Annotated in this window: 24 protein-coding genes; 6 read left to right on the top strand and 18 right to left on the bottom strand. The window is 68.5% G+C overall.

What is annotated here, in order from left to right; translation table 11 throughout:
- Nucleotide 1: 1 nt before the first annotated feature.
- The gene (locus MJ605_RS07375; protein ID WP_243040657.1) at nucleotides 2-1,432 is read left to right on the top strand and encodes an efflux transporter outer membrane subunit; all 1,431 of its coding nucleotides are present in this window, start codon (nucleotides 2-4) and stop codon (nucleotides 1,430-1,432) included.
- Nucleotides 1,429-2,190, top strand: a complete 762-nt coding sequence (locus tag MJ605_RS07370) for an SDR family oxidoreductase (RefSeq protein ID WP_243040656.1) — start codon at nucleotides 1,429-1,431, stop codon at nucleotides 2,188-2,190. The genes MJ605_RS07375 and MJ605_RS07370 overlap by 4 nt, the downstream gene beginning before the upstream one ends.
- 18 nt (nucleotides 2,191-2,208) lie before the next feature.
- Here the strand turns inward: MJ605_RS07370 and MJ605_RS07365 are convergent, their stop codons facing one another.
- The 10 genes from MJ605_RS07365 to MJ605_RS07320 all read right to left on the bottom strand — a co-directional run bounded on the left by MJ605_RS07365 (nucleotide 2,209) and on the right by MJ605_RS07320 (nucleotide 8,377).
- Nucleotides 2,209-3,369 (bottom strand): AI-2E family transporter, encoded by a 1,161-nt coding sequence (locus tag MJ605_RS07365; RefSeq protein ID WP_243040655.1) that lies wholly within the window; start codon nucleotides 3,367-3,369, stop codon nucleotides 2,209-2,211.
- Nucleotides 3,366-3,656, bottom strand: a complete 291-nt coding sequence (locus MJ605_RS07360) for a hypothetical protein (RefSeq protein WP_243040654.1) — start codon at nucleotides 3,654-3,656, stop codon at nucleotides 3,366-3,368. Before MJ605_RS07360 ends, MJ605_RS07365 begins: the two co-directional genes overlap by 4 nt.
- Entirely contained in the window at nucleotides 3,653-4,114 is a 462-nt protein-coding gene (locus MJ605_RS07355) for an ABC transporter ATP-binding protein (RefSeq protein WP_243040653.1), read from the bottom strand. Before MJ605_RS07355 ends, MJ605_RS07360 begins: the two co-directional genes overlap by 4 nt.
- A gap of 23 nt (nucleotides 4,115-4,137) precedes the next feature.
- Complete coding sequence (locus MJ605_RS07350) at nucleotides 4,138-4,503, bottom strand: ElaB/YgaM/YqjD family protein (RefSeq protein WP_243040652.1); 366 nt, start codon at nucleotides 4,501-4,503, stop codon at nucleotides 4,138-4,140.
- Nucleotides 4,504-4,567: 64 nt separating this feature from the next.
- Nucleotides 4,568-4,723, bottom strand: a complete 156-nt coding sequence (locus MJ605_RS07345; RefSeq protein WP_243040651.1) for a DUF1328 domain-containing protein — start codon at nucleotides 4,721-4,723, stop codon at nucleotides 4,568-4,570.
- A 109-nt stretch (nucleotides 4,724-4,832) separates the two neighbouring features.
- Nucleotides 4,833-5,459, bottom strand: coding sequence for a YbhB/YbcL family Raf kinase inhibitor-like protein (locus MJ605_RS07340; RefSeq protein WP_243040650.1), 627 nt, complete (start codon nucleotides 5,457-5,459; stop codon nucleotides 4,833-4,835).
- 59 nt (nucleotides 5,460-5,518) lie between these two features.
- Nucleotides 5,519-5,923 (bottom strand): DUF3224 domain-containing protein, encoded by a 405-nt coding sequence (locus MJ605_RS07335; protein WP_243040649.1) that lies wholly within the window; start codon nucleotides 5,921-5,923, stop codon nucleotides 5,519-5,521.
- A 102-nt stretch (nucleotides 5,924-6,025) separates the two neighbouring features.
- Nucleotides 6,026-7,030: a YheT family hydrolase gene (locus MJ605_RS07330; protein ID WP_243040648.1), complete on the bottom strand. Its 1,005-nt coding sequence runs from the start codon at nucleotides 7,028-7,030 to the stop codon at nucleotides 6,026-6,028.
- Nucleotides 7,027-7,845: a lysophospholipid acyltransferase family protein gene (locus MJ605_RS07325; RefSeq protein WP_243040647.1), complete on the bottom strand. Its 819-nt coding sequence runs from the start codon at nucleotides 7,843-7,845 to the stop codon at nucleotides 7,027-7,029. The genes MJ605_RS07330 and MJ605_RS07325 overlap by 4 nt, the downstream gene beginning before the upstream one ends.
- Nucleotides 7,846-7,900: 55 nt before the next feature.
- Nucleotides 7,901-8,377, bottom strand: a complete 477-nt coding sequence (locus MJ605_RS07320; protein ID WP_243040646.1) for an Lrp/AsnC family transcriptional regulator — start codon at nucleotides 8,375-8,377, stop codon at nucleotides 7,901-7,903.
- Nucleotides 8,378-8,524: 147 nt separating this feature from the next.
- On the opposite strand from MJ605_RS07320, the gene phhA reads away from it, so the two are divergent.
- Both phhA and MJ605_RS07310 read left to right on the top strand, forming a co-directional pair.
- Complete coding sequence (gene phhA, locus MJ605_RS07315) at nucleotides 8,525-9,415, top strand: phenylalanine 4-monooxygenase (protein WP_243040645.1); 891 nt, start codon at nucleotides 8,525-8,527, stop codon at nucleotides 9,413-9,415.
- Nucleotides 9,416-9,589: 174 nt separating this feature from the next.
- Complete coding sequence (locus MJ605_RS07310) at nucleotides 9,590-10,207, top strand: OmpW/AlkL family protein (RefSeq protein WP_243040644.1); 618 nt, start codon at nucleotides 9,590-9,592, stop codon at nucleotides 10,205-10,207.
- Nucleotides 10,208-10,306: 99 nt separating this feature from the next.
- Here MJ605_RS07310 and MJ605_RS07305 read toward each other — a convergent pair whose 3' ends face one another.
- From MJ605_RS07305 to MJ605_RS07270, 8 genes are all read right to left on the bottom strand, one after another.
- On the bottom strand, nucleotides 10,307-10,990 hold the full coding sequence (locus tag MJ605_RS07305; RefSeq protein ID WP_243040761.1) for an RES family NAD+ phosphorylase: 684 nt from the start codon (nucleotides 10,988-10,990) through the stop codon (nucleotides 10,307-10,309).
- A 186-nt stretch (nucleotides 10,991-11,176) separates the two neighbouring features.
- Nucleotides 11,177-11,575: an MbcA/ParS/Xre antitoxin family protein gene (locus tag MJ605_RS07300; protein ID WP_243040643.1), complete on the bottom strand. Its 399-nt coding sequence runs from the start codon at nucleotides 11,573-11,575 to the stop codon at nucleotides 11,177-11,179.
- 72 nt (nucleotides 11,576-11,647) lie between these two features.
- Nucleotides 11,648-12,874: a hypothetical protein gene (locus tag MJ605_RS07295; RefSeq protein ID WP_243040642.1), complete on the bottom strand. Its 1,227-nt coding sequence runs from the start codon at nucleotides 12,872-12,874 to the stop codon at nucleotides 11,648-11,650.
- A 41-nt stretch (nucleotides 12,875-12,915) separates the two neighbouring features.
- Nucleotides 12,916-14,688 (bottom strand): DUF885 domain-containing protein, encoded by a 1,773-nt coding sequence (locus tag MJ605_RS07290; protein WP_243040759.1) that lies wholly within the window; start codon nucleotides 14,686-14,688, stop codon nucleotides 12,916-12,918.
- Nucleotides 14,689-14,860: 172 nt separating this feature from the next.
- Entirely contained in the window at nucleotides 14,861-15,568 is a 708-nt protein-coding gene (locus MJ605_RS07285; protein WP_243040641.1) for a helix-turn-helix transcriptional regulator, read from the bottom strand.
- 269 nt (nucleotides 15,569-15,837) lie between these two features.
- On the bottom strand, nucleotides 15,838-16,242 hold the full coding sequence (locus MJ605_RS07280) for a GFA family protein (protein ID WP_243040640.1): 405 nt from the start codon (nucleotides 16,240-16,242) through the stop codon (nucleotides 15,838-15,840).
- A complete protein-coding gene (locus MJ605_RS07275) occupies nucleotides 16,239-16,430 on the bottom strand; it encodes a hypothetical protein (protein ID WP_243040639.1) in 192 nt (63 codons plus the stop codon). The genes MJ605_RS07280 and MJ605_RS07275 overlap by 4 nt, the downstream gene beginning before the upstream one ends.
- A gap of 17 nt (nucleotides 16,431-16,447) precedes the next feature.
- Nucleotides 16,448-17,068, bottom strand: a complete 621-nt coding sequence (locus MJ605_RS07270; RefSeq protein WP_243040638.1) for a DJ-1/PfpI family protein — start codon at nucleotides 17,066-17,068, stop codon at nucleotides 16,448-16,450.
- A gap of 176 nt (nucleotides 17,069-17,244) precedes the next feature.
- Here MJ605_RS07270 and MJ605_RS07265 point away from each other — a divergent pair, with 176 nt between their 5' ends.
- Together MJ605_RS07265 and MJ605_RS07260 are read left to right on the top strand one after the other, a co-directional pair.
- Nucleotides 17,245-18,258, top strand: coding sequence for a class 1 fructose-bisphosphatase (locus MJ605_RS07265; RefSeq protein ID WP_243040637.1), 1,014 nt, complete (start codon nucleotides 17,245-17,247; stop codon nucleotides 18,256-18,258).
- 188 nt (nucleotides 18,259-18,446) lie between these two features.
- Nucleotides 18,447-19,385 (top strand): patatin-like phospholipase family protein, encoded by a 939-nt coding sequence (locus MJ605_RS07260; protein ID WP_243040636.1) that lies wholly within the window; start codon nucleotides 18,447-18,449, stop codon nucleotides 19,383-19,385.
- The last annotated feature ends 5 nt before the right edge of the window (nucleotides 19,386-19,390 follow it).

The raw sequence follows: 19,390 nt of genomic DNA, 5'->3' as shown, positions 1-19,390 counted from the left end.
TATGTCTTACCTGAACAAGCTCAGCGCCATCGCTGCCGCCCTCATGCTCGCCGGCTGCGTGAGCGTCGGCCCCGACTACCACGCGCCGCGGGAGAAGCCCGCGGCCCTGCACGGCATCGATGCGCAGGAGTCCACGCAGACCTTCCAGGCGCAGTGGTGGAAGCAGTTCAACGATGCCACGCTCGATGCGCTGATCCAGCGCGCGGCGGCCAACAGCCCGGACCTGAAGATCGCCTACGCCCGCCTGCGCGAGTCGCGCGCCCTGCTGGGCGTGGCCAAGTCCGCGCAGATCCCGGATGTGGACGCCGTGGCGGCCTACTCGCGCAGCAAGGAACAGCAGCCGGGCTTCACCGACCAGCGCACCAACATCACCAGCTACCAGGCGGGCTTTGACGCCAGCTGGGAGATCGACCTGTTCGGCGGCGTGCGCCGCTCGGTGGAGGCGGCCCGCGCGGAAGCCGGTGCCGGCGAGGCCTCGCTGCAGGATGCGCAGGTGACGCTGTTCGCCGAGGTGGCCCGCTACTACTTCGACCTGCGCGGCGTGCAGCTGCGCATCGACGTGGCCAACCGCGACATCGAGAACCAGCGCGAATCGCTGCGCCTGATCCATGCGCGCGCAGACATCGGCACGGGCTCGGAACAGGACGTGGCCAGCGCCACCGCGCGCCTGAAGTTCGTGGAAGCCCAGCTGCCCACGCTGCAGACGCTGGCGCAGAACGACACCTCGCACTTGGCGGTGCTGCTCGGCACGCGCCCGGGCGAGCTGGACATCGACCTGTCGCCGCAGCACTTCAAGCCGATTGACGTGGCGCTGGCCATCGGCAACGCCGGCGACGTGCTGCAACGCCGGCCCGACGTGCGCGTGGCCGAGCGCGAGCTGGCCGCCGCCAATGCTCGCATCGGGGTGGCCAAGGCCGACTATTACCCCCACATCGCGCTGGGCGGCTTCCTCGGCTTCCTCGCTGGCCGCAGCAACGATTTCGGCGGCGCGCAGTCGCGGGCCTGGTCGATCGGGCCGAGCATCAGCTGGTCCGGACTCAACGTCCAGCGCGTGCGCTCCAACGTCAAGGCCAGCGAAGCCAGGGCCGATGCCGCGCTGGCCAGCTACCAGCGCGCCGTGCTGCAGGCCCTGGAGGACGTGGACAACGCCATCGTCGGCTACAACCTGCAACGCGACCGCGTGATCAAGCTGCAGGACCAGGTGACCAACAGCCGCCGCGCGGCCGATCTTGCCCGCATCCGCTACCAGGAAGGCGCCGCCGACTTCCTGCAGCTGCTGGACGCCGAGCGCACCCAGTTGGAGGCGGAGGACTCGCTGGCCGAGGCGCAGGCTTCGATCAACCTGCGCGCGGTGGCGGTCTACAAGGCGCTGGGCGGCGGCTGGCAGGCCTGCGCCAGCGAGCGTTGCGACCAGTTGGCCGCCACGCCATGAACGCGGTGGCGTTTCCGGAGAGGCCCGCCCGCCGCCACGCGGCGCCCGACCCGGAACCGTCGCAGCGCGTGGCGCTGGTCAGCGGCGCCAATCGCGGCCTCGGCTTCGAGGTGGCGCGGCAGTTGGCCGCCGAGGGCATCACCGTGCTGCTGGGTGCGCGCCAGCCGTCGCTGGGCGACAAGGCGGCGCGCCAGCTGCGCCGCGAGGGCGGCACGGTGATGGTCGCGAAACTGGACGTCACCTCGACGCAGGACGCCCGCGAGCTTGCCGCCCGCATCGAAGGTGAATACGGCCGCCTGGACATCCTGGTCAACAATGCCGGCGCCTTCTTCGATACCGGCCACCAGGCCTCCACGGCGGACCTGGACCTGGTGCGCCAGGCGCTGGAAACCAACCTGCTCGGTGCCTGGCAGCTCACCGAGGCCATGCTGCCGCTGATGCGGCGCCACGATTACGGCCGTATCGTCAATGTCTCCAGCGGCTGCGGCGCCATCGGCAGCGAGGGCATCGACTGCCCGGCCTACCGCGTGTCCAAGGCCGCGCTCAACAGCCACACGCGCCTGCTCGCCACCGAGCTGGCGGGCAGCGGCATCCTGGTCAACGCGGTCTGCCCCGGCTGGGTCGCCACCGACATGGGCGGCCACGGCGGACGCCCCGTGGCCGAAGGCGCCGCCGGCATCGTCTGGGCCGCCACCCTGCCCTCGCGTCCCGCCGTCACCGGCGGCTTCTTCCGCGACCGCCAGCGCATCGACTGGTAGGCGCGGGCGGCGGGTGGATCAGCGCTGCACCATCAGCGCGAACCAGCGCCAGCCGCGCACGCGTTCGGCCACCAGCTTGGCGCTGGTCAGCATCGGCACCGCCAGCAGGGCACCGGGAATGCCCCACAGCCAGCCCCACACCAGCAGCCACAGCAGGATCGCGATCGGGCTCAGCCGCATGCGGTGGCCCTGGATCAGCGGCGTCACCACGTTGCCCTCGAAGGCGGTGATGCCGGCGAAGGTCAGCGCCGGCAGCATGGCGGAACCAGCGTCGTTGAAATTGAGCAGGCCCACCACGGCAAGCACGGCGGTGGTGCCGATGGCGCCTACATAGGGAATGAAGTTGGCCAGCATTGCCACAGCGCCCCACAGCAGCGGGTCCGGCATGCGGTACAGCCACAGCATGCCGGCGGTGACCGCGCCCAGGGCGAGGTTGATCAGCGTGGCGGTGAGGATGTAGCGCGACACCTCGTACTGGATGCCGCGCACGATGGAGATCGCATGGCGCTTGTAGCCGAAGCTGGGCGACGCCTCCACCAGCCGCCGCAGCATCAGGTCGCCGTAGATCAGGAAAAAGAACACCAGCAGCATCACCGTGAGCACGCCCGCCAGCACCTTCGGCGCGGAGGCCACCACATCCCAGGCGGTGATGGACAACGGCTGCGCCGCCTGCTGCGCGCGCACCTGCCCGGTAAGGCTTTGCGTGGCGCGGTTGGCCGCCTCCAGCGGCTGCATGATGGAGCGCAGCTTGGGCACGAAGCTGCGGATCGCGGTGGGTGCTCCATGGACCCAGCCCAGCGCCGGCTGGGTCAGCATGCCCACGCCCGTGCCGATGGCGGCGGCCAGCCCGATCATCAGCACGCTGGCGCCCAGCCAGCGCGGGATGCCCAGGTGCGCGCAGCGCGCCACGATGGGATTGAGCGCCAGGCCGATGAACGAGGCCAGCACCAGCGGTATCAGCAGCTGCCGGGTGATCGTCACCGTGTACAGCAGTGCCAGCGCGAGGAATACGTTGAGCACGATGCGGATGCCGCGCAGGTGGCGCCGTGCGCTCTGCGTGCGCTGCGCGCGCACCACGCCCCGCGCCTCAGGCAGCGGCTGCACCGCCTCGACGGGTACTCCGGCCTGCGCCGCGTCCCTTCCGGCGACGGGCGACGGGATGGCGGTCGGCTCGTTCATGAGACGTCGAAGCTGCCCTGCGCGAACTCGGCCAGCAGGCGTGCCGCCTGGCCCACCAGTTCCGCGGCGGTGCCGCTCAGCAAGGCGCCGAGCCCCGGCACGCGCAGCGGATGCACGTTCAGCTGCCCGAGCACGAAGCCCGCACCCGCCGCCATGCCGACCGTGGTCAGCGGGTATCGCTGCCCGCGCGACAGCAAGGCATGCACGGGTTCGGCCAGTTCATGGCGCGCCTGCCCGGCGCGGTGCTGCGCCGAGCGCACGGCACGCAACTGCTTGGTCAGGCTCATGGCGCATCCTCCGGGGGGGCGTCGTCCCGCGGCTCGGGACGATGCAGGGCCTCGCGCATCATCGCACTCCATTCGCGCCGCGTCGCGGGGAGGGTCATCCAGTGCATGCAGCGGCGGAACAGCACGACGGCGCCGGCCAGGAAACCGAGCTCCAGCAGCGCCAGCCCCAGCAGCGCCCAGGCCCACGAACCGAACCACTGCGCCAGCAGCCAGCCGGCCAGCCCCAGCAGGGTCAGACCCAGGCCCACCGCGGCGACGGTGGCCGCCAATGCGGCCACCAGCAGCCAGTGCACGGCGCTGCGCGCGAGCCCCAGTTCGGCCGCCAGCAGGTGCAGCTGCGCGCCGAACAGCTGGCGGAAGGCGCGGCCGAGCCGGCCGATATCGTCCAGCAGGCCGGGAGACGCCGCAGCCGTTTCCTCGGGCGAGGCGGGCGCGTCGTCGCGTCCGGTCTGGTCCATCCGCCGTCCTCAGCGTGGTGATGTCAGCGGCGGAGTATGCGCCCCAGCAGCCAGCCGGCGCCAAGCGCGATGGCCACCGATTGCACCGGCTTCTCGCGCACGTAGTCGCGCGCCCGTTCCAGCCACTCGTCGGCGCGGTCGATCGCGTCGTCGTAGGCCTCGCGGCCGCGCTGGCGGACCTCCTCGGCCTTGGCACTGGCACGGGTCGCCGCGTCGGCGGCCTTGTCAGTGGCATGGTGCAGGCTTTCCTCGACATGATCGGCCGCGCGCTCGACCGCTTCCTTGGTGCTCGCCACGGCGCTGGAGGTGGCCTGCTTGATGCGTTCGGCGCGTTCCTCGATGCGCTCGGCGGCACCGTTTTCCTCATGCGCCTGGACTTGCTTGTTCATGACGTTCTCCGATGAGGCGGGAAATCACTGTAACCAAATCGCGCCGCGCCGGCGCGCATCGACATCAACTCGCCCGGCGGAAAAAGGCGATGACGGCGAGAATCAGGAAGATGATGAAGAGAATCTTGGCGATCCACGCGGCGGTGCCGGCAATGCCGGTAAAGCCCAGCAACGCCGCGATGATCGCGATGACCAGAAAGACCAGGGCATAGTGGAGCATGGTGCGTTTCCTCTCGGCGGGGCAGCACATCGCCCCGCCGACATTCATCCACACCACGTGCCTTGCGAGCGTGAAGGCGAGGGCGACCGGCGAAACCGTTGGACGCCGTTCACGAAGCTTCCAGCGCCGGGTTCAGCGCGTAGGTGCCCATCAGTTCCGCCTCGGCCAGCACGTGGCCATCCATCGCCTCGCGCAGTTCCTTCACGGTGAAGCCGTCGGCGAGCTTCAGGCGTTCCACGTCCAGCGCGTACAGGCGGAAGTGGTAGTGGTGCACCAGCGAATCGTTCCATGGCGGACAGGGGCCGTCGTAGCCGAGGTATTCGCCGCGCATGTCCGGATCGGCGTCGAACCAGCCGGTGTAGTCGTTGCGGCCCTGCACGCTGCCGGGCGGCCCGTAGGGCGCGCGCTTGCCGTGCGGCACGATGCCATCGCTGCAGGCGCCTTCGGCCAACTCGCCGCATTCGACCGGAATGTTCGCCATCAGCCAGTGCACGAACTCCACGCGCGGCAGGTCGGCCGGCACGGTGCGGCCTTCCTTGTTGACGTCGTCGGGCTTGCTCGGCACGTCGAAGTCCAGGCAGGTGAGCACGAAGGAACGCGTCGCCAGCGGCGCCTCCCTCCAGGCCAGGTGCGGACTCAGGTTGTCCGAGAGGGCGACTGGCTGGGCTCGCTTGGCGAAGGCGTAGCGGGGCGGAATCGGTTCCCCATGGCTGAAATTGTCGCTGCGCAGTTGCACGGTGGATCTCCTGGAAACGAAGGAATCGGTACAAGAGCCTGTTCGCGATCGCCGCAACATCAGGCGGTATCGGGCAGCTCGTAGGCCAGCGCATAGTGATGCACGCCATCGGCGATGGTGATGTCGAGCCGGCCTTCGATGCCGCTCAACCCCTCCGTTCCCGAATCGGGCACGATGGTCACCGACAGCCGTGGCGTGCCGCGCTTCATGGTGCCGGTATGCTGCAGCGCGAAACTGCCGCTGCGTCCATGCAACGTGCCCGACACGCGCTCCATCGCCACATAGCCGGCCGAGCCATCGACCGCGGTGCCCATCGCCAGCATCTGGCCGCGGCCCGTGCCATCGAATTCGCCATGGAAGCGTTTTTCGATCGCCATGCGGCCGACGCTGGGATCGCCCACGCCCTCCTGCGCCGGCTGCGGCGTGATCTTTACCTCGAAGATACCTCTGGCCTCTCTGCCCATGGCCACGCCCTCCCGGGCCAGGTTGCACGATGGATGATCCGACGGCGGTATGACAGCTGCCGCATCGTCGGCCCCGTGCGGCCCGCTGTCAACGAGACGCACTCAGGCGGAGGCGATGGTGTTGAAGCGCGCCGCGATGTAGTCGTCGGTGAAACTGGTCATGTCCCAGCCGCGGATGAAGCCGCAATGCCCGCCGTAGGTGGAAATATCCAGCTCCACGTTAGCCGGCAGCTCCAGTCGCTCGAACGCGTCCACCGGGATCACCGGATCGTCGCGCGCGGTGAGGATCGTGGCCGGCACGTGCAGGTCGGCCAGCGCGCGGCCCGCCACCGAATAGCCGTCCAGATAGGCTTCCAGCGAGCCGAAGTCGGTATGCCGCGCCACCAGCGAGGCGGTGAGGCCGCGCAGGTTCTGCTTGAGCTCGGACAGCTCGAAATACTGGAGGTGCGGAAAGGCCGCCTGCTTGGCCTGCAGCGAGCGCCGCCACTTGTGCATGAAATACGCCTGGTAGAACCACGGCGCGGACTGCTCCAGCGAGAACAGGCCCTCTCTGGGATCGATGATGGGGCACACCGCCAGCGCATAGCTCAACGGCAGGCCGGCCGCCGGCGCGCGCTGGGCGGCGCGCAGGGCGAAATTGCCGCCCAGCGAGAAGCCCGCCAGGGCCATCGGCCGGCTCGGATAGCGCCGCGCGACGTCGGCCAGCGCGTTGACTACCTCATCGATGCGGCAGGAGTGGAACAGCGCCTCGTTGAGATGGTGGCTGTCGCCGTGGTCGCGGAAGTTGAGGCGGAAGATGTCCCAGCCATCCCGCAGCAGACGGCTGCCGGTCTGCAGCACATAGGTGGAATCGACGCTGCCTTCCCAGCCATGGAACAGCACGGCCAGGCCACGCGAGCGTCCCAGCGCCTTCTGGGCGGTATAGGCGCCGGTCAGGCGCACGCCGTCGCCGCCATCGACCATCACCGATTCTGCGCCTTCCAGCACCGCGTGGGCGGCCTTGGGCAACAGCAGCCGACGTATGCCGCTGGACGACAGCATGGTCTGGACATGGCCGCTGCGCAGCGGCCATGGCGGCAGGAAATCCGTTCCCTTGGGCAAGCTCATGCGCGGCTATCGCGATCCGGCTGGTCTTCCAGCGCCTGCGCGATGCGCTCGCGCGAGAACTCCGCCATGCGGCGTCGCGCGTCGGGCGTGGACGGCACCGGCTCAAGGAAGCGCACCTCGGCGTCCAGCGGCGCCTCGCCCAGCAGGCGCAGGAAGTTCTGCATGAAGTTCTCGTGCTCGCGGAAACCGGCGTCGATCACCCGCCGCCCGTCGCGCGCGAAGCGCAGCGCCACCGGCTGCACCGGCACCCCGGCATCCAGCGCGGCCTGGAAGATGCGCGCATGGAACACGCGCAGCACGCCGTTGTGTCCCGTGCCGCCTTCCGGGAACACCGCCACCGAGCGGCCGGCACGCAGGCGCTCGACCATCACCTGCATCACCGCCGCCAGCGAATGGTTGCTGCCGCGCCGGTGGAAGATGGTGCCGCCGGCCGCGGCCAGCCAACCCACCAGCGGCCAGCTGGCGATCTCGGCCTTGGCCACGAAGCAGGCCGCGCGCTGGCTGTGCAGCAGCTCGATGTCCAGCCAGGACGTGTGGTTGGCCACGAACATCACCGGGTCGGCCAGCGGCTTGCCGATCCGCACCGAGCGCAGGCCGAAGATGCGCAGCAGCGCGGTCGACCACCAGCGGATGGTGCGATGGGTGAACGGCTCGCGGCCTTCGCGCATCACCGCATCGCGTCCCCAGCTCAGCACCAGCGCGCACAGCCCGATGCCCAGCAGCACGTGCAGCAGCAGCAATGGCACGCGCCAGAGGTAGCGCAAGGGGCGCATCAGGTCGCGTCGGGCCGGGGCGGAAAGGGTGTGGGTGTTCATCGGTCGGGTTAGTTTAGCGTTAGTCGAGCCTCCTGCGTCCCCTTGCCACAGGCTCTTAGCGCTCCCACTGGGCCAGGGGCAAAGCGGCCGATCGCTTGACGGTACGCAAGACGAAACTGGAATTGACGTCGGCCACCCCCGCCGCGTTCAGCAACCGATCCAGCAGGAAGCGCGAGAAGTCCTGCAGGTCGGCCACGTAGACGTGCAGCAGGTAGTCCATGTCGCCGGTCAGCGCGTAGCAGGACACCACCTCGTCCCAGCCGTTCACCCGCTCGACGAAACGCTCCACCGCCGCGCTCTCGTGCTTGGTCAGCTGCACGCGGACGAAGGCCTGCAGGCCCAGCCCCACCGCCTGGGGATCCACCTGGGCGGTATAGCCGGTGAGCACGCCATCCGCCTCCAGCCGTTGCAGGCGGCGCAAGCAGGCGGAGGCCGACAGGCTCACCTTCTCCGCCAGCTCGGCATTGGTGATGCGGCCATCTCGCTGCAGCACGGCGAGCATGCGCAGGTCGGTGCGGTCCAGGGTGGTCACGGCAATAAATATCCAATTTATGGCTTGTATGCGCATGATTATTGCGCAAACAGCCACAGAAAGCGCAATCAAACAAACATCATGCGCGGCAACCGGCCTATGCTGTCTTGTAGGACAACCCCGACGGCCCAGCGCCAGGAGCCCCCTATGAACGCCAATCCACGCCGCGTCGAACACCAGCAGACCGACCGGGGTTACGTGCCGGTCTACGCCACCGGCGTGGTGGAGCAGCCCTGGGCGGACTACAGCCATACCGACCACGAGGTATGGGACACCCTCTACCGGCGCCAGCGCGAGCTGCTGCCCGGCCGGGCCTGCCAGGAGTTCCTCGATGGCGTGGCGCGCTTCGGCCTGGGCGACGGCGGCATCCCGAAATTCAGCGACCTCAACCAGGTGCTGGGCAAGGCCACCGGCTGGGAACTGGTGGCCGTGGAAGGCCTGCTGCCCGACGAGGTGTTCTTCGACCACCTGGCCCATCGCCGCTTCCCGGTCAGCTGGTGGATCCGCAAGCCCGAGCAGTTGGACTACCTGAGCGAGCCCGACCTGTTCCACGACCTGTTCGGCCACGTGCCGCTGCTGCTCAACCCGGTGTTCGCCGACTACATGCAGGCCTACGGCCGGGGCGGCATGAAGGCCTTCGCGATTGGCCCCGAGGCGCTGATGAACCTCACGCGCCTGTACTGGTACACGGTGGAATTCGGCCTGATAAACACCGGGGATGGCCTGCGCATCTATGGCGCGGGCATCGTCAGCTCCAAGGGCGAGTCGATCCATTCGCTGGATTCGCCCTCGCCCAACCGCATCGGCTTCGGCCTGGAGCGCGTGATGAGCACGCGCTACCGCATCGATACCTACCAGCAGACCTACTTCGTGATCGACAGCTTCGAGCAGCTGTTCGAGGCGACCCGTCCTGACTTCGCGCCGATCTACGCCCGCCTGCGCGAGCAACCGGCGCATGCCGCCGGCGACGTGCTGGATGGCGACCGCGTATTCACGCGCGGCAATCGCGAAGGCTGGGCGACCAACGCCGACACCTGAGCGAGCTGCGCCGCTTCCCACTGCGCCATGGCCTGCCCGCAAGGCGGGCCATTTGTTTTGCAGGCATTAGCGCCTGCGGCCGTATGCCCCAGGGATCTATGACGCAGATCAAAAGCGCACAACGAAATCCTTACGACCATGGCGCCGTCCTAATGACAGACACGGATGAACCCTATGAAAGTCCTGCTCTCTCTCGCCATGGCCGCTGCACTGGGTGCCGTCGTCGCGCCTGCCGCCCACGCCGATACCAATGACAACTGGGTGGTGCGCTTCGGTGCCCATGCCGTCGATCCCAAGAGCCACAACGGCGACCTCGCCGGCGCCCGCTCTTCGATAAGCACCAGCGTGCGCCCCAGCGCCAGCCTCGAATACATGATCACGCCCAACATCGGCGTGGACGTCCTGGCCGCCTGGCCGTTCCAGCACGACGTGAAGCTCTCCGGCCTGGGCAAGGTGGCAAAGACCAAGCAGCTGCCGCCCACGCTCGGCATCAACTATCACTTCCTGCCCGATGCCGCGGTATCGCCGTTCCTGGGCGTCGGCGTCAACTACACCAACTTCTTCGACACCAAGAGCGCCGGTGCGCTGAAGGGCTCCAGCGTCAGCATCGAGAACAGTGTCGGCGTGGCCGCCCACGCGGGTATCGACGTGAAGATCAATCCGAAGTGGATCTTCACCGCCGACCTGCGCTGGGTCAACATCAAGAGCGACGTGAAGGTGGACGGCACCAAGGTCGGCAACGCCAAGATCAACCCGCTGGTCTACGGCGTCAGCCTCGGCTATCGCTTCTAAAAGAATCCCAAGAAAAGGGGGTACCGGCACGGACGCTGGGGCGGGCCTTCCGCAACGGAAGGCCCGTTCTTTTTGGGAACGCTCAACGCATGCCGCTGCTCAACCGCGTTTCCATTCGTCCACGGTAAGCACCTGGGCGATGCGCTTGCCATTCCAGCGGTACATCAGATGCTGCGCCTGCACGCAGGGCGCCACGCGATCGGGATAGAACACCGCCACGCATTCGCCGCCGCGATGGCGCACGCTGTCGTAAACCAGTCCGTCCGATCCCTCGGCGCGCAATCGGCGCGCCAGCAACACGCCCGCCGCGTAGTGGTCGGGATCGTGCTCGGCCTTCCAGCCGCCGCGCAGGTCGTGCAGCCTGGCGTGGATGCTGGTGCGGTAGCAGCGCATCTCGATGTCGCACGGCGGCTCCGCCGTGGCAGCCAGGAAACGCTCGCGGTGGTACACCGTTTCCTCCACCGCGGTGGCGACGCTGTGGCCGGCGTAGAACACGCCCCAGCTGCCATCGGAGAAGCGACTGCCTTCCGGGTTGAGATGGGTGAACGCCGCCATCACCGGCGTGGTGCCGGGACCGCTGACGCGCCGCTCGGGCGGCACCAGGCGCAAGTCGCCCAACTCGTCGCGCAGGCGCGGATTGGTCATGGCCTCGATGGCGTACAGCGCCTCCAGGTCGCCGGGCTCGGCGATGCGGTCGAATACGCCGACCGGCGGGAAACGGCTGGGCACGATGCGATAGGCCTGGTTCCAGCGGATGCGCTTGAGCGGTGGAGTGTCGGCCATGACGATGCTACTCACGCGATCTGCCGGGGGAAGCGAGTATGTCGGGTAGGCGTATCGCTGGCTGCGACGTGGGCCGCAGGGTCGTCCATGGCAGGAAGTGGCGGCACGTGGCCTGCTGCGCCTGGCGGCTGAACGCCTGTCCTACCCGCCGCGCCATGTGACGGGCCGACGCGGGAAGGATGCGCATCAGCCCCAGCCGCGCTGGGCGTCCAGGTACTGGCGCACCACGAACAGGTCCGCGACGTTGCCTGACAGCATCCGCTGCAAGGCGGACTGCCCGCCGAACAGCGGCGCCTGGTTGGCGCGGTGCACCCAGGTGTCGGCCTGCTGCTCATCGGGAAACAGGATCTGCAGGTCCTTGAAGATGCCCAGCAGATAACTGATGCGTTCGAGCGTGTCGCGGCCCAGCGTGCCCGACTGCAGGCGCTTCCACTTGTAGAAGGTCGATTCCGGCGGATCGCCCAGCAGCCGGCGCTGGTCGGCGATGCGCAGGTTCCAGCGTTCGGCGAGCCGGAAGAAGGCGCGCAGCGCGGGGCCGCCGAGGTCCGCGCCGGGGATGCTTTCAGGCTGGAGATGAGCAGCCATGGCATGACTCTCCCAGTGAAGTTGACGATGATTCTACTTCATGGGTGAATTTTTCGCCACGACCTTGCCCCGCTAGCCGCAACCCCCGACCTGCATCCAGCGCAGGCCGAACCGGCCCGGATGCAAGCGCACGCAGACCGGATCGCCCCGCCGCACGGCGTCGTAGTAGGCGCGCGGCACCGCGACGTGGTTCCTGGCGATGCGGGGGTGCCAGGGCGCCAGGTCCAGGTAGTAGGTGGTGGTCTTGCCGCGGCTGACTTCCTTGCCGGTGACGGCGGTGGGATATACCTCGGACCGGGCCGCGTCCCATCGCGTGTCGGCCAGTGCGAGCAGACCGGTCCCGTACGCGAAGGCGAAGGGCAGCATGAGCAGGCCGATCGTCACGCGCCGTCCGGCGGTTGCCGCCCTGGGCGCCAGCAGGGCCGCCAGGCACAGCGGCAGGCCCAGCAACAGCCCCCACAGCAGCAGCGGGCCCCGGTCGACCAGGGTGATGTCGAACAGCGCGCGCAGGCCGAGCACCAGGGGCGGCATATAGAGCAGCGTGCCCACGTTGGGCCGCACGTCGCCGGGCTTGCCGTCGAGCTGGAACAGGTTGGGCCTGGCCCAGGCCATCGCCACGCCCAGCCAGGGCAGCAGGGCCGCGCAGGCGATCACGATGGCGTAGGGCCGGGGATAGACCATGGCCCATAGCAGCAGGGCCATCGGCGCCGCGTTGAGCACCTTGGCCAGCCGCCTGGCCCGGTCGAGCCGGGCGAGGCGTTCATGCGCGTCGCGGCCCAGCGAGGGGTCGTTCTCCACTTGAGCCCGGGTAGCGACCTGCTCCTGCGCGGTCAGGTCCGGCAGTGCGTTGAACCATGCCTGGAAGCGGTCGTCCAGCCCGAACGAGGCGCCGTCGATCATCAGCGGACGGCGGTCGAACGGCACGATGATGCGGTACCTGCCCGATCGCCCCTGGCCAATGCGCCGTCCCTGGATGTCGGCCAGCCGCAGGCGGCGCGAGGAGAATGCCTTGCGCACCTCGATGGCGTCGCGCTCCAGGGTCAGGCTGGCATTGGCCGCGTAGGCCGCGCCATAGACCGGCACGGCCAGCAGGCCCAGCACCATGAGCCCCATGGCGGCGGCGCCGGCAGGGTCCAGGTGTCGCTGCCACAGCGTCCAGGCCAGCATCACGCCGCAGGCGCCGAACAACAGCCCCAGCAGGGCCAGGGCGATCCGCGACTCCGTGGTCACGCGATAGACCACGGGATAGCGAATCGCTTCCTTCCAGTCCTTCACCAACACGCCAGGCGTGTCGCCCATACCCGTTCCCCCCGAAACGACGCAAGCGCGGTGGGCGAAGTCTACGGGGCCTTGGCGTCCTTGTCCTTGGCGCAGTCGCAGCCGAAGTCCGGCTCCGGGCCGCCCTCGGCGATGAAGCGGTCGATGCGCTGCTCCAGCACCGGCAGCGGCACCGAACCGATCTGCAGCACGGTGTCGTGGAAGTGGCGGATGTCGAACTTCGGTCCCAACGCCTGCTCGGCCTTCTGGCGCAGTTCCAGGATCTTCAGGTAGCCCAGCTCGTAGGACAACGCCTGGCCCGGCCAGCTGATGTAGCGGTCCACTTCGTTGGCGATCTCGCGATCGGACAGCGCCGTGTTCTGCGTCATGTAATCGATGGCCTGCTGGCGGGTCCAGCCGAGGTGGTGGATGCCGGTATCGACCACCAGGCGGCAGGCGCGCCACATCTGGTAGGTGAGGTAGCCGAAGCGCTCATAGGGCGTCTGGTAGATGCCCATCTCGTTGCCGAGATATTCCGAATACAGGCCCCAGCCTTCGCCATAGGCGGAGATGTAGCCCTCGCGGCGGAACTCCGGCTGGCCATGCTGCTCGGCGGCCAGCGACAGCTGCAGCGCGTGGCCGGGCATCGACTCGTGCAGGGTCAAGGCCGGCATGTTGAACAGCGGGCGCGACGGCAGGTCGTAGGTATTGACCAGGTAGGTGCCCGCACCGCCGCGGCCGGAGGTGTAGTACGGCGCGATATCCATCGGCACCGGCACGATGGCGAAGCGCTGGCGCGGCAGGCGGCCGAATTCCTTGCCGAGCTGGGCGTCCACCTGCTTGGCCACCCAGGCGGTGCGCATCAGCAGTTCGTCGGGCGTCTTGGCATAGAACTGCGGGTCGGTGCGCAGGAAATGCAGGAAGTCGGCGAAGCTTCCCTTGAAGCCCGTCTCCTGCATGGTCTTGACCATCTCGGCGTGGATCTTGGCCACCTGGTCCAGGCCGACCTTGTGGATGGCGTCGGGGTCCAGGTCCAGCGTGGTGTATTCGATGATCTGCTGGCGATACCAGGCCTTGCCGTCGGGCATCGATTCGGCCGCCAGCGTGGTACGCGCCTTGGGCACGTACTCGTTGCGGAAGAAGGTCAGCAGGTTGGCGTAGGCGGGCACCACCTTGCCCGTGATCGCCTGCTTGGCCTGTTCGCGCAGCTTGTCCGCATCGGCCGCCGGAATCGAGGCGGGCATCTTCAGGAACGGCTTGTAGAAGGTGCTCTGGGTGGGGTCCTTCAGCTCGGCTACCGAGGCGATCGACACGTCGCGGCCATTGAGCACCTCGCGCGGCACGCTGAAGCCGCGGGCCAGGCCGGCGCGCATGTTGTCGATCTGCTGCTGGAAGTACGACGGCACCTGGCCCAGGCGGTCGATGTAGTGCTGGTAGTCCTGCGCGGTGTGCAGGCGGCCGCCTTCCAGCAGGTAGCCCAGTTCGCTCCAGAACGCCGAGTCGCTGTTGAACGGCATCTGCCAGTCCTTGAACTGCTGCGCGGCGAGCAGGTTCCGGATCTGCGCGCGATAGACCGCATAGTTGACCTGGTCCTCGGGCGAGAGCTGCGTGGGGTCGATGCCATCCAGGCTTGCCATCACCTTCTGCCAGTAGTCCAGGCGCTGCTGCTGGCTGGCCGGGTCCACATTGTTCAACCTGGAGCCGTTGAGCTGCGCCTCGCTGGAGCCGCCGGCACCGGGTTGGCCATTGCGCCAGGCCCATTCCTGCTCGTAGATCTGCTTGAAGCGGGCGTCGGCATTCTGCTCGGCCCAGGCCGGTACGGCGACGGCGAAAGCGGCCGCGGCCAGCCAAGTCATGCGTAGCGCTTTGTTCACTGCGGATTCCCCTTGGACGAAGAAGTGGTGGCGATGGCACCAGCCGGCCATCCTCCACCCTCCGCTCCCCGGGCGCCTGTGACAGAAGCTGGGTAGCGTCCCGCCGCTTCCTGCGCCATCGTGGCCCGCTGCCTGGCACCGCGACGAGGCGCGATCAGCCCTCCATGCCCTCGTAGTACCCACGCATCGCCTGCAGGTAGGCGTCGAGGTTGCGGCCCTCCACGCTGTCGAAGCGCTCACCGGTGAGGACACAGCTCTGGATGCGGTCGGGACGGAAGTTGCGGAAGCCGATGCGCAGGCGGCACCAGGTACCCAGCGTCCAGGCGCCGCCCCAGAACGCCAGGCACAGCGGCTCCACCTCGCGGGTGCTCTGGCGGCCGGCCTCGTCGCTGTAGTCGAGCCGCAGCACCTGGCCATCGGTGATGGCCGCGTTGAGGCGATCGATCAATGCGGCGAAATCGCTCTTGCTCTGGTCGCGCCAGATCGGCGCGTAGATGCGCGTGCGGCTGGCGCGCTCGCGCAACTCAGGTGGCAGCACCGCCTCGATCTTCAGCAGGGCCGCCTGCGCGCTCTCGGCCAGCTTCTGGCCAGCGAAGGCGCGCACGAAACGCGTGCCGACCACCAGCGATTCGAGTTCGTCGGCGGTGAACATCAGCGGCGGGATGTCCGATCCCTTGCGCAGCAGGTAGCCCACGCCGGCCTCGCCCTCGATGGGCACGCCGGAGAGCTGCAGGTCGGCCACGTCGCGGTAGACCGTGCGCAGCGATACGCCCAGCGTGCCCGCCAACTGGCGCGCCTGCAGCGCGGTACGGCGGCCGCGCAGGGCGTGGATGATGAGGAAGAGCCGGTCGGCGCGACGCATCGTTCCATCATCGCCCAGTCGTGCGGCAGCGGCCAGCGCCGGGAGTCATGCCTTGCCGGACACCCTGTGGGAGCGCACCCTGTGCGCGACTGGCCAGTGAAGCGGCAACGCCATCCTCTTTGCGATGCCTTGTCTCCCCGGTCGCGCGCAGGGTGCGCTCCCACAGGGCACGGACATCTCCCAGGGCCGCCTGGTGCAACGGCCCTCGCCGCCTGCCCTGGGGCGGATACGCATGGCAGCGACATAGCTTGTCTCCGGCGCGGATGGATTCAGAGGTAGCTGCTCACGGCCGGTGTTTCGCGCCAGTTGTCGGCGCGGCCATCGGCATAACCCACCGGCGCGGCGGCCCATTCCTCGTCGCTCACGTCGTCCAGGCAAGCCACGTTGATAGATACGTAGGCGCCGCCGACCGCCTCCACGTAGCCGCGGTGGAAGGCATGCACGCCGCAATGGCGGCAGAACAGGTTGTGCGCGCTGTGGGTGGCGAACTGATAGTCCGCCAGTGCGTCCTCGCCGCTGAGCAGGCGGAACGTCGCTGGCTTGGCCATCGCGCCCCAGAAGCGCAGCTTGCGGCAGATCGAGCAGTTGCAGCGGCCGGTGCCGGCGGCCAGGTCCAGCTCCGCTTCGTAGCGGACGGCGCCGCAGTGGCAACTGCCACGGTGGATGCGATTCATCGCGTAGCTCCTTGCAGTGGCTTGCAGGCCGCGGACGGCCTGCGTTCGATGGCGGTGGTTTCGGTCTCCGCCCGTTTGCCGGCGGATGGCGGCATGTTGGCAGGCAGCCTGTATTGCCCATCCATCAGCAGGCCACGCAGATACAGGGGGCGGTAGGCCATCAGGATCTTGCCGATCGGCGAGGACATGGCACGATTCCTCAGGTTCAGGCCGCGACGGCCGCCGACACTTCGGCGGCGCACCACGGCGGCGGCAGGGCGTGCTTGAACAGACGGAACCAGTATTCGCGGTCGCTGGGGCTGTACAGATCGAGCGTGCGGATCACCTCGCGGGCGAATTCCACGCAGCCGAGCTGGCTGGCGGTAATCACGCCGCCGTCGCTGACCGCCAGCACGTTGGCGTCGTACTGGTCGGCGCCCTGGTAGGCTGGCACGTGGGTGCCGATATGGCCGGGCCAGCTGCCGGTGTGGCGGCAGGCATCCAGCAGGCCGGCCCGGGCCAGCACCAGCACGCCGCTGTCGATGGCCGCCACCGGCGCGCCGGCATCGTGCACGCGGCGCGCGGCGTCCACCGCCTCTCCGCCTTCCTGCCCGTGCTCCCACAGGTAGCCACCGGGCACGATCAGCAGCGCGGCGCGCTCGAGGTCGAGCTGGTCCAGGGTCAGTTCCGGCACCACCCGCAGGCCGCCCATCGACACCACCGGCTGCAGCGAGAAGCCGACCGTCCGCAATCGCCATTCCCCCGGGCGGCGGATCTCGCACAGGGCGTGTGCGGCATGCCAGTCGGCGAAGCCGTCGAAAGCCAGGAAATACACCGTATCGCGCATGAGACTCCCTCCTTTTGACGGCGGCCAGTGTGGGCGCCCCCTGCTGCCAGCGTGTTGTCAGCAGGGCGGGCCACCTTGTGGGCTGGTGGTTTCCGGAGGCCCTACTGGCCACATAGTGAGCTGACAAGTACCGGTGCCGCCCGGACAATAGGCGCACCTTTTCCCGCGGGTTCGCCATGAAGTCCATCTCGCTGATCCAGTTCCTGATCGAGGAACGTCGCGCCGGCCATGTCAACGCCGAGCTTTCCCTGCTGATCGAAGTGGTCGCGCGCGCCTGCAAGCGCATCGCGGTGGCCACCAACAAGGGCGCCCTCGGCGGAGTGCTGGGCGATGCCGGCACCGGCAATATCCAGGGCGAGGCGCAGAAGAAGCTGGACGTGATCTCCAACGAGATCCTGTTGGAGGCCAATGCCTGGGGCGGCCAGCTCGCTGCCTGCGCCTCGGAGGAAATGGAGGACCCGCAGCCGATCCCCGACATGTATCCGAAGGGCCATCACCTGCTGCTGTTCGATCCGCTGGACGGCAGCTCGAACATCGACGTGAACATCTCCGTCGGCACCATCTTCTCGATCCTGCGCTGCCCCGATGGCGTCACCGAGCCGAAGGCCGAGCACTTCCTGCAGCCGGGCACCACCCAGCTGGCCGCCGGCTACGTGGTGTACGGGCCGGCCACGGTGCTGGTGCTGACCTTCGGCCACGGCACGCACGAGTTCACCCTGGACCGTGAAGTCGGCAGCTTCATCCTCAGCCGGCGTGACATCCGCATCCCGGAGGAAACCGCCGAGTTCGCCATCAATATGTCCAACCAGCGCCACTGGGAGACGCCGATGCAGCGCTATATCGGCGAGCTGCTGGCCGGCGTGGACGGTCCCCGTGGCAAGGACTTCAACATGCGCTGGGTGGCCTCGATGGTGGCCGACGTGCACCGCATCATTACCCGCGGCGGCGTGTTCTTCTATCCGCTGGACGCCAAGATCAAGGCCAAGGGCGGCAAGCTGCGCCTGATGTACGAGGCCAACCCGATGGCCTTCATCATCGAGCAGGCCGGCGGCGCGGCCACCACCGGCCGCGAGCGCATCATGGGCCTGCAGCCCACCGGCCTGCACCAGCGCGTGCCGGTGTTCCTGGGTTCGCGGAAGGAAGTGGAAGTGGCCACGCATTACCACGTCGAGGCGGATCGGGCGGGTTGAGGGGAGCTGGGGACGGGGGACGGGTAGTGGGGGTGCCAAGTCCGCCCTAGCCCCTGCCTTATCCTGAGTCCTGCCCAACGGCGCGCCCGGATCCGACACCGCGGCGCCCCATCGCGGCCTTACACTCGCGCGCCAGCCGTCGCCTCCATCGTGGGGCGGCGGTGCCCATCCCTCCACGCGCGCCCGCCATGTCCCGCTTCCGCCATCCTCGTCGCCTGCTGCCCCTGCTTGCCAGCCTGGCGCTTTGCGCCTGCTTCGGCACCAAACCCACCCCGCCGCCCGTGGTGGTGTTGCAGCCGCCCGCCAAGCTGCGCATCGGGCTGGCACTGGGCGGCGGCGCGGCCAAGGGCTTTGCGCATATCGGGGCGATCAAGATGCTGGAAGCCAACGGCATCCATCCCGATGTGGTGGCCGGCACCAGTGCGGGCAGCGTGGTCGGCGCGCTGTACGCCAGCGGCATGGATGGGTTCCAGCTGCAGGAAACCGCCTCCTCGCTGGACGAGGGCCAACTGCGCGACGTGCGCCTGTTCGCCGGCGGCATGGTGCAAGGCCAGGCGCTGCAGGATTACGTGAACCAGCGGGTGAACAACCGCCCGCTGGACAAGCTCGGCCTGCCGTTCGCCGCCGTGGCCACCCAGCTGGAGACGGGCCAGCGCACGGTGTTCGTGCGCGGCAATACCGGCCAGGCGGTGCGCGCCTCCAGCAGCGTGCCCGGAGTATTCGAGCCGGTGGCGATCAACGGCAGGCACTACGTCGACGGTGGCGTGGTCAGCCCAGTGCCGGTGGATGCGGCGCGTCAGCTCGGCGCCGACGTGGTGATCGCGGTGGATATCTCCAGCAAGGCCGACGGCAGCAACCCGCAGGGCATGCTCGGCATCGTCGGCCAGTCGATCGCGATCATGGGCCAGAAGCTGGGCGAACAGGAGCTGGCGCGGGCGGATATCGTGATCCGCCCCAAGGTGAACCAGATCGGCGCCACGGATTTCGAGCAGAAGAACCAGGCCATCATGGAAGGCGAGCGCGCTGCGCTGGCCGCCATGCCGGCGATCAGGGCCCGGCTCGCCGCCGTGCAGGCGGCGCGGCTGCGGGCGGCGAATGCCTCCGCGACGGCACGCGCCACGCCCTGACCCAC

It is taken from the genome of Dyella sedimenti (genome assembly GCF_022760995.1).
In the GTDB taxonomy this organism is placed as follows: domain Bacteria; phylum Pseudomonadota; class Gammaproteobacteria; order Xanthomonadales; family Rhodanobacteraceae; genus Dyella; species Dyella sedimenti.
Note: the sequence above shows the minus strand (reverse complement) of the source record. Positions and strands in the feature narration are given on the sequence as shown.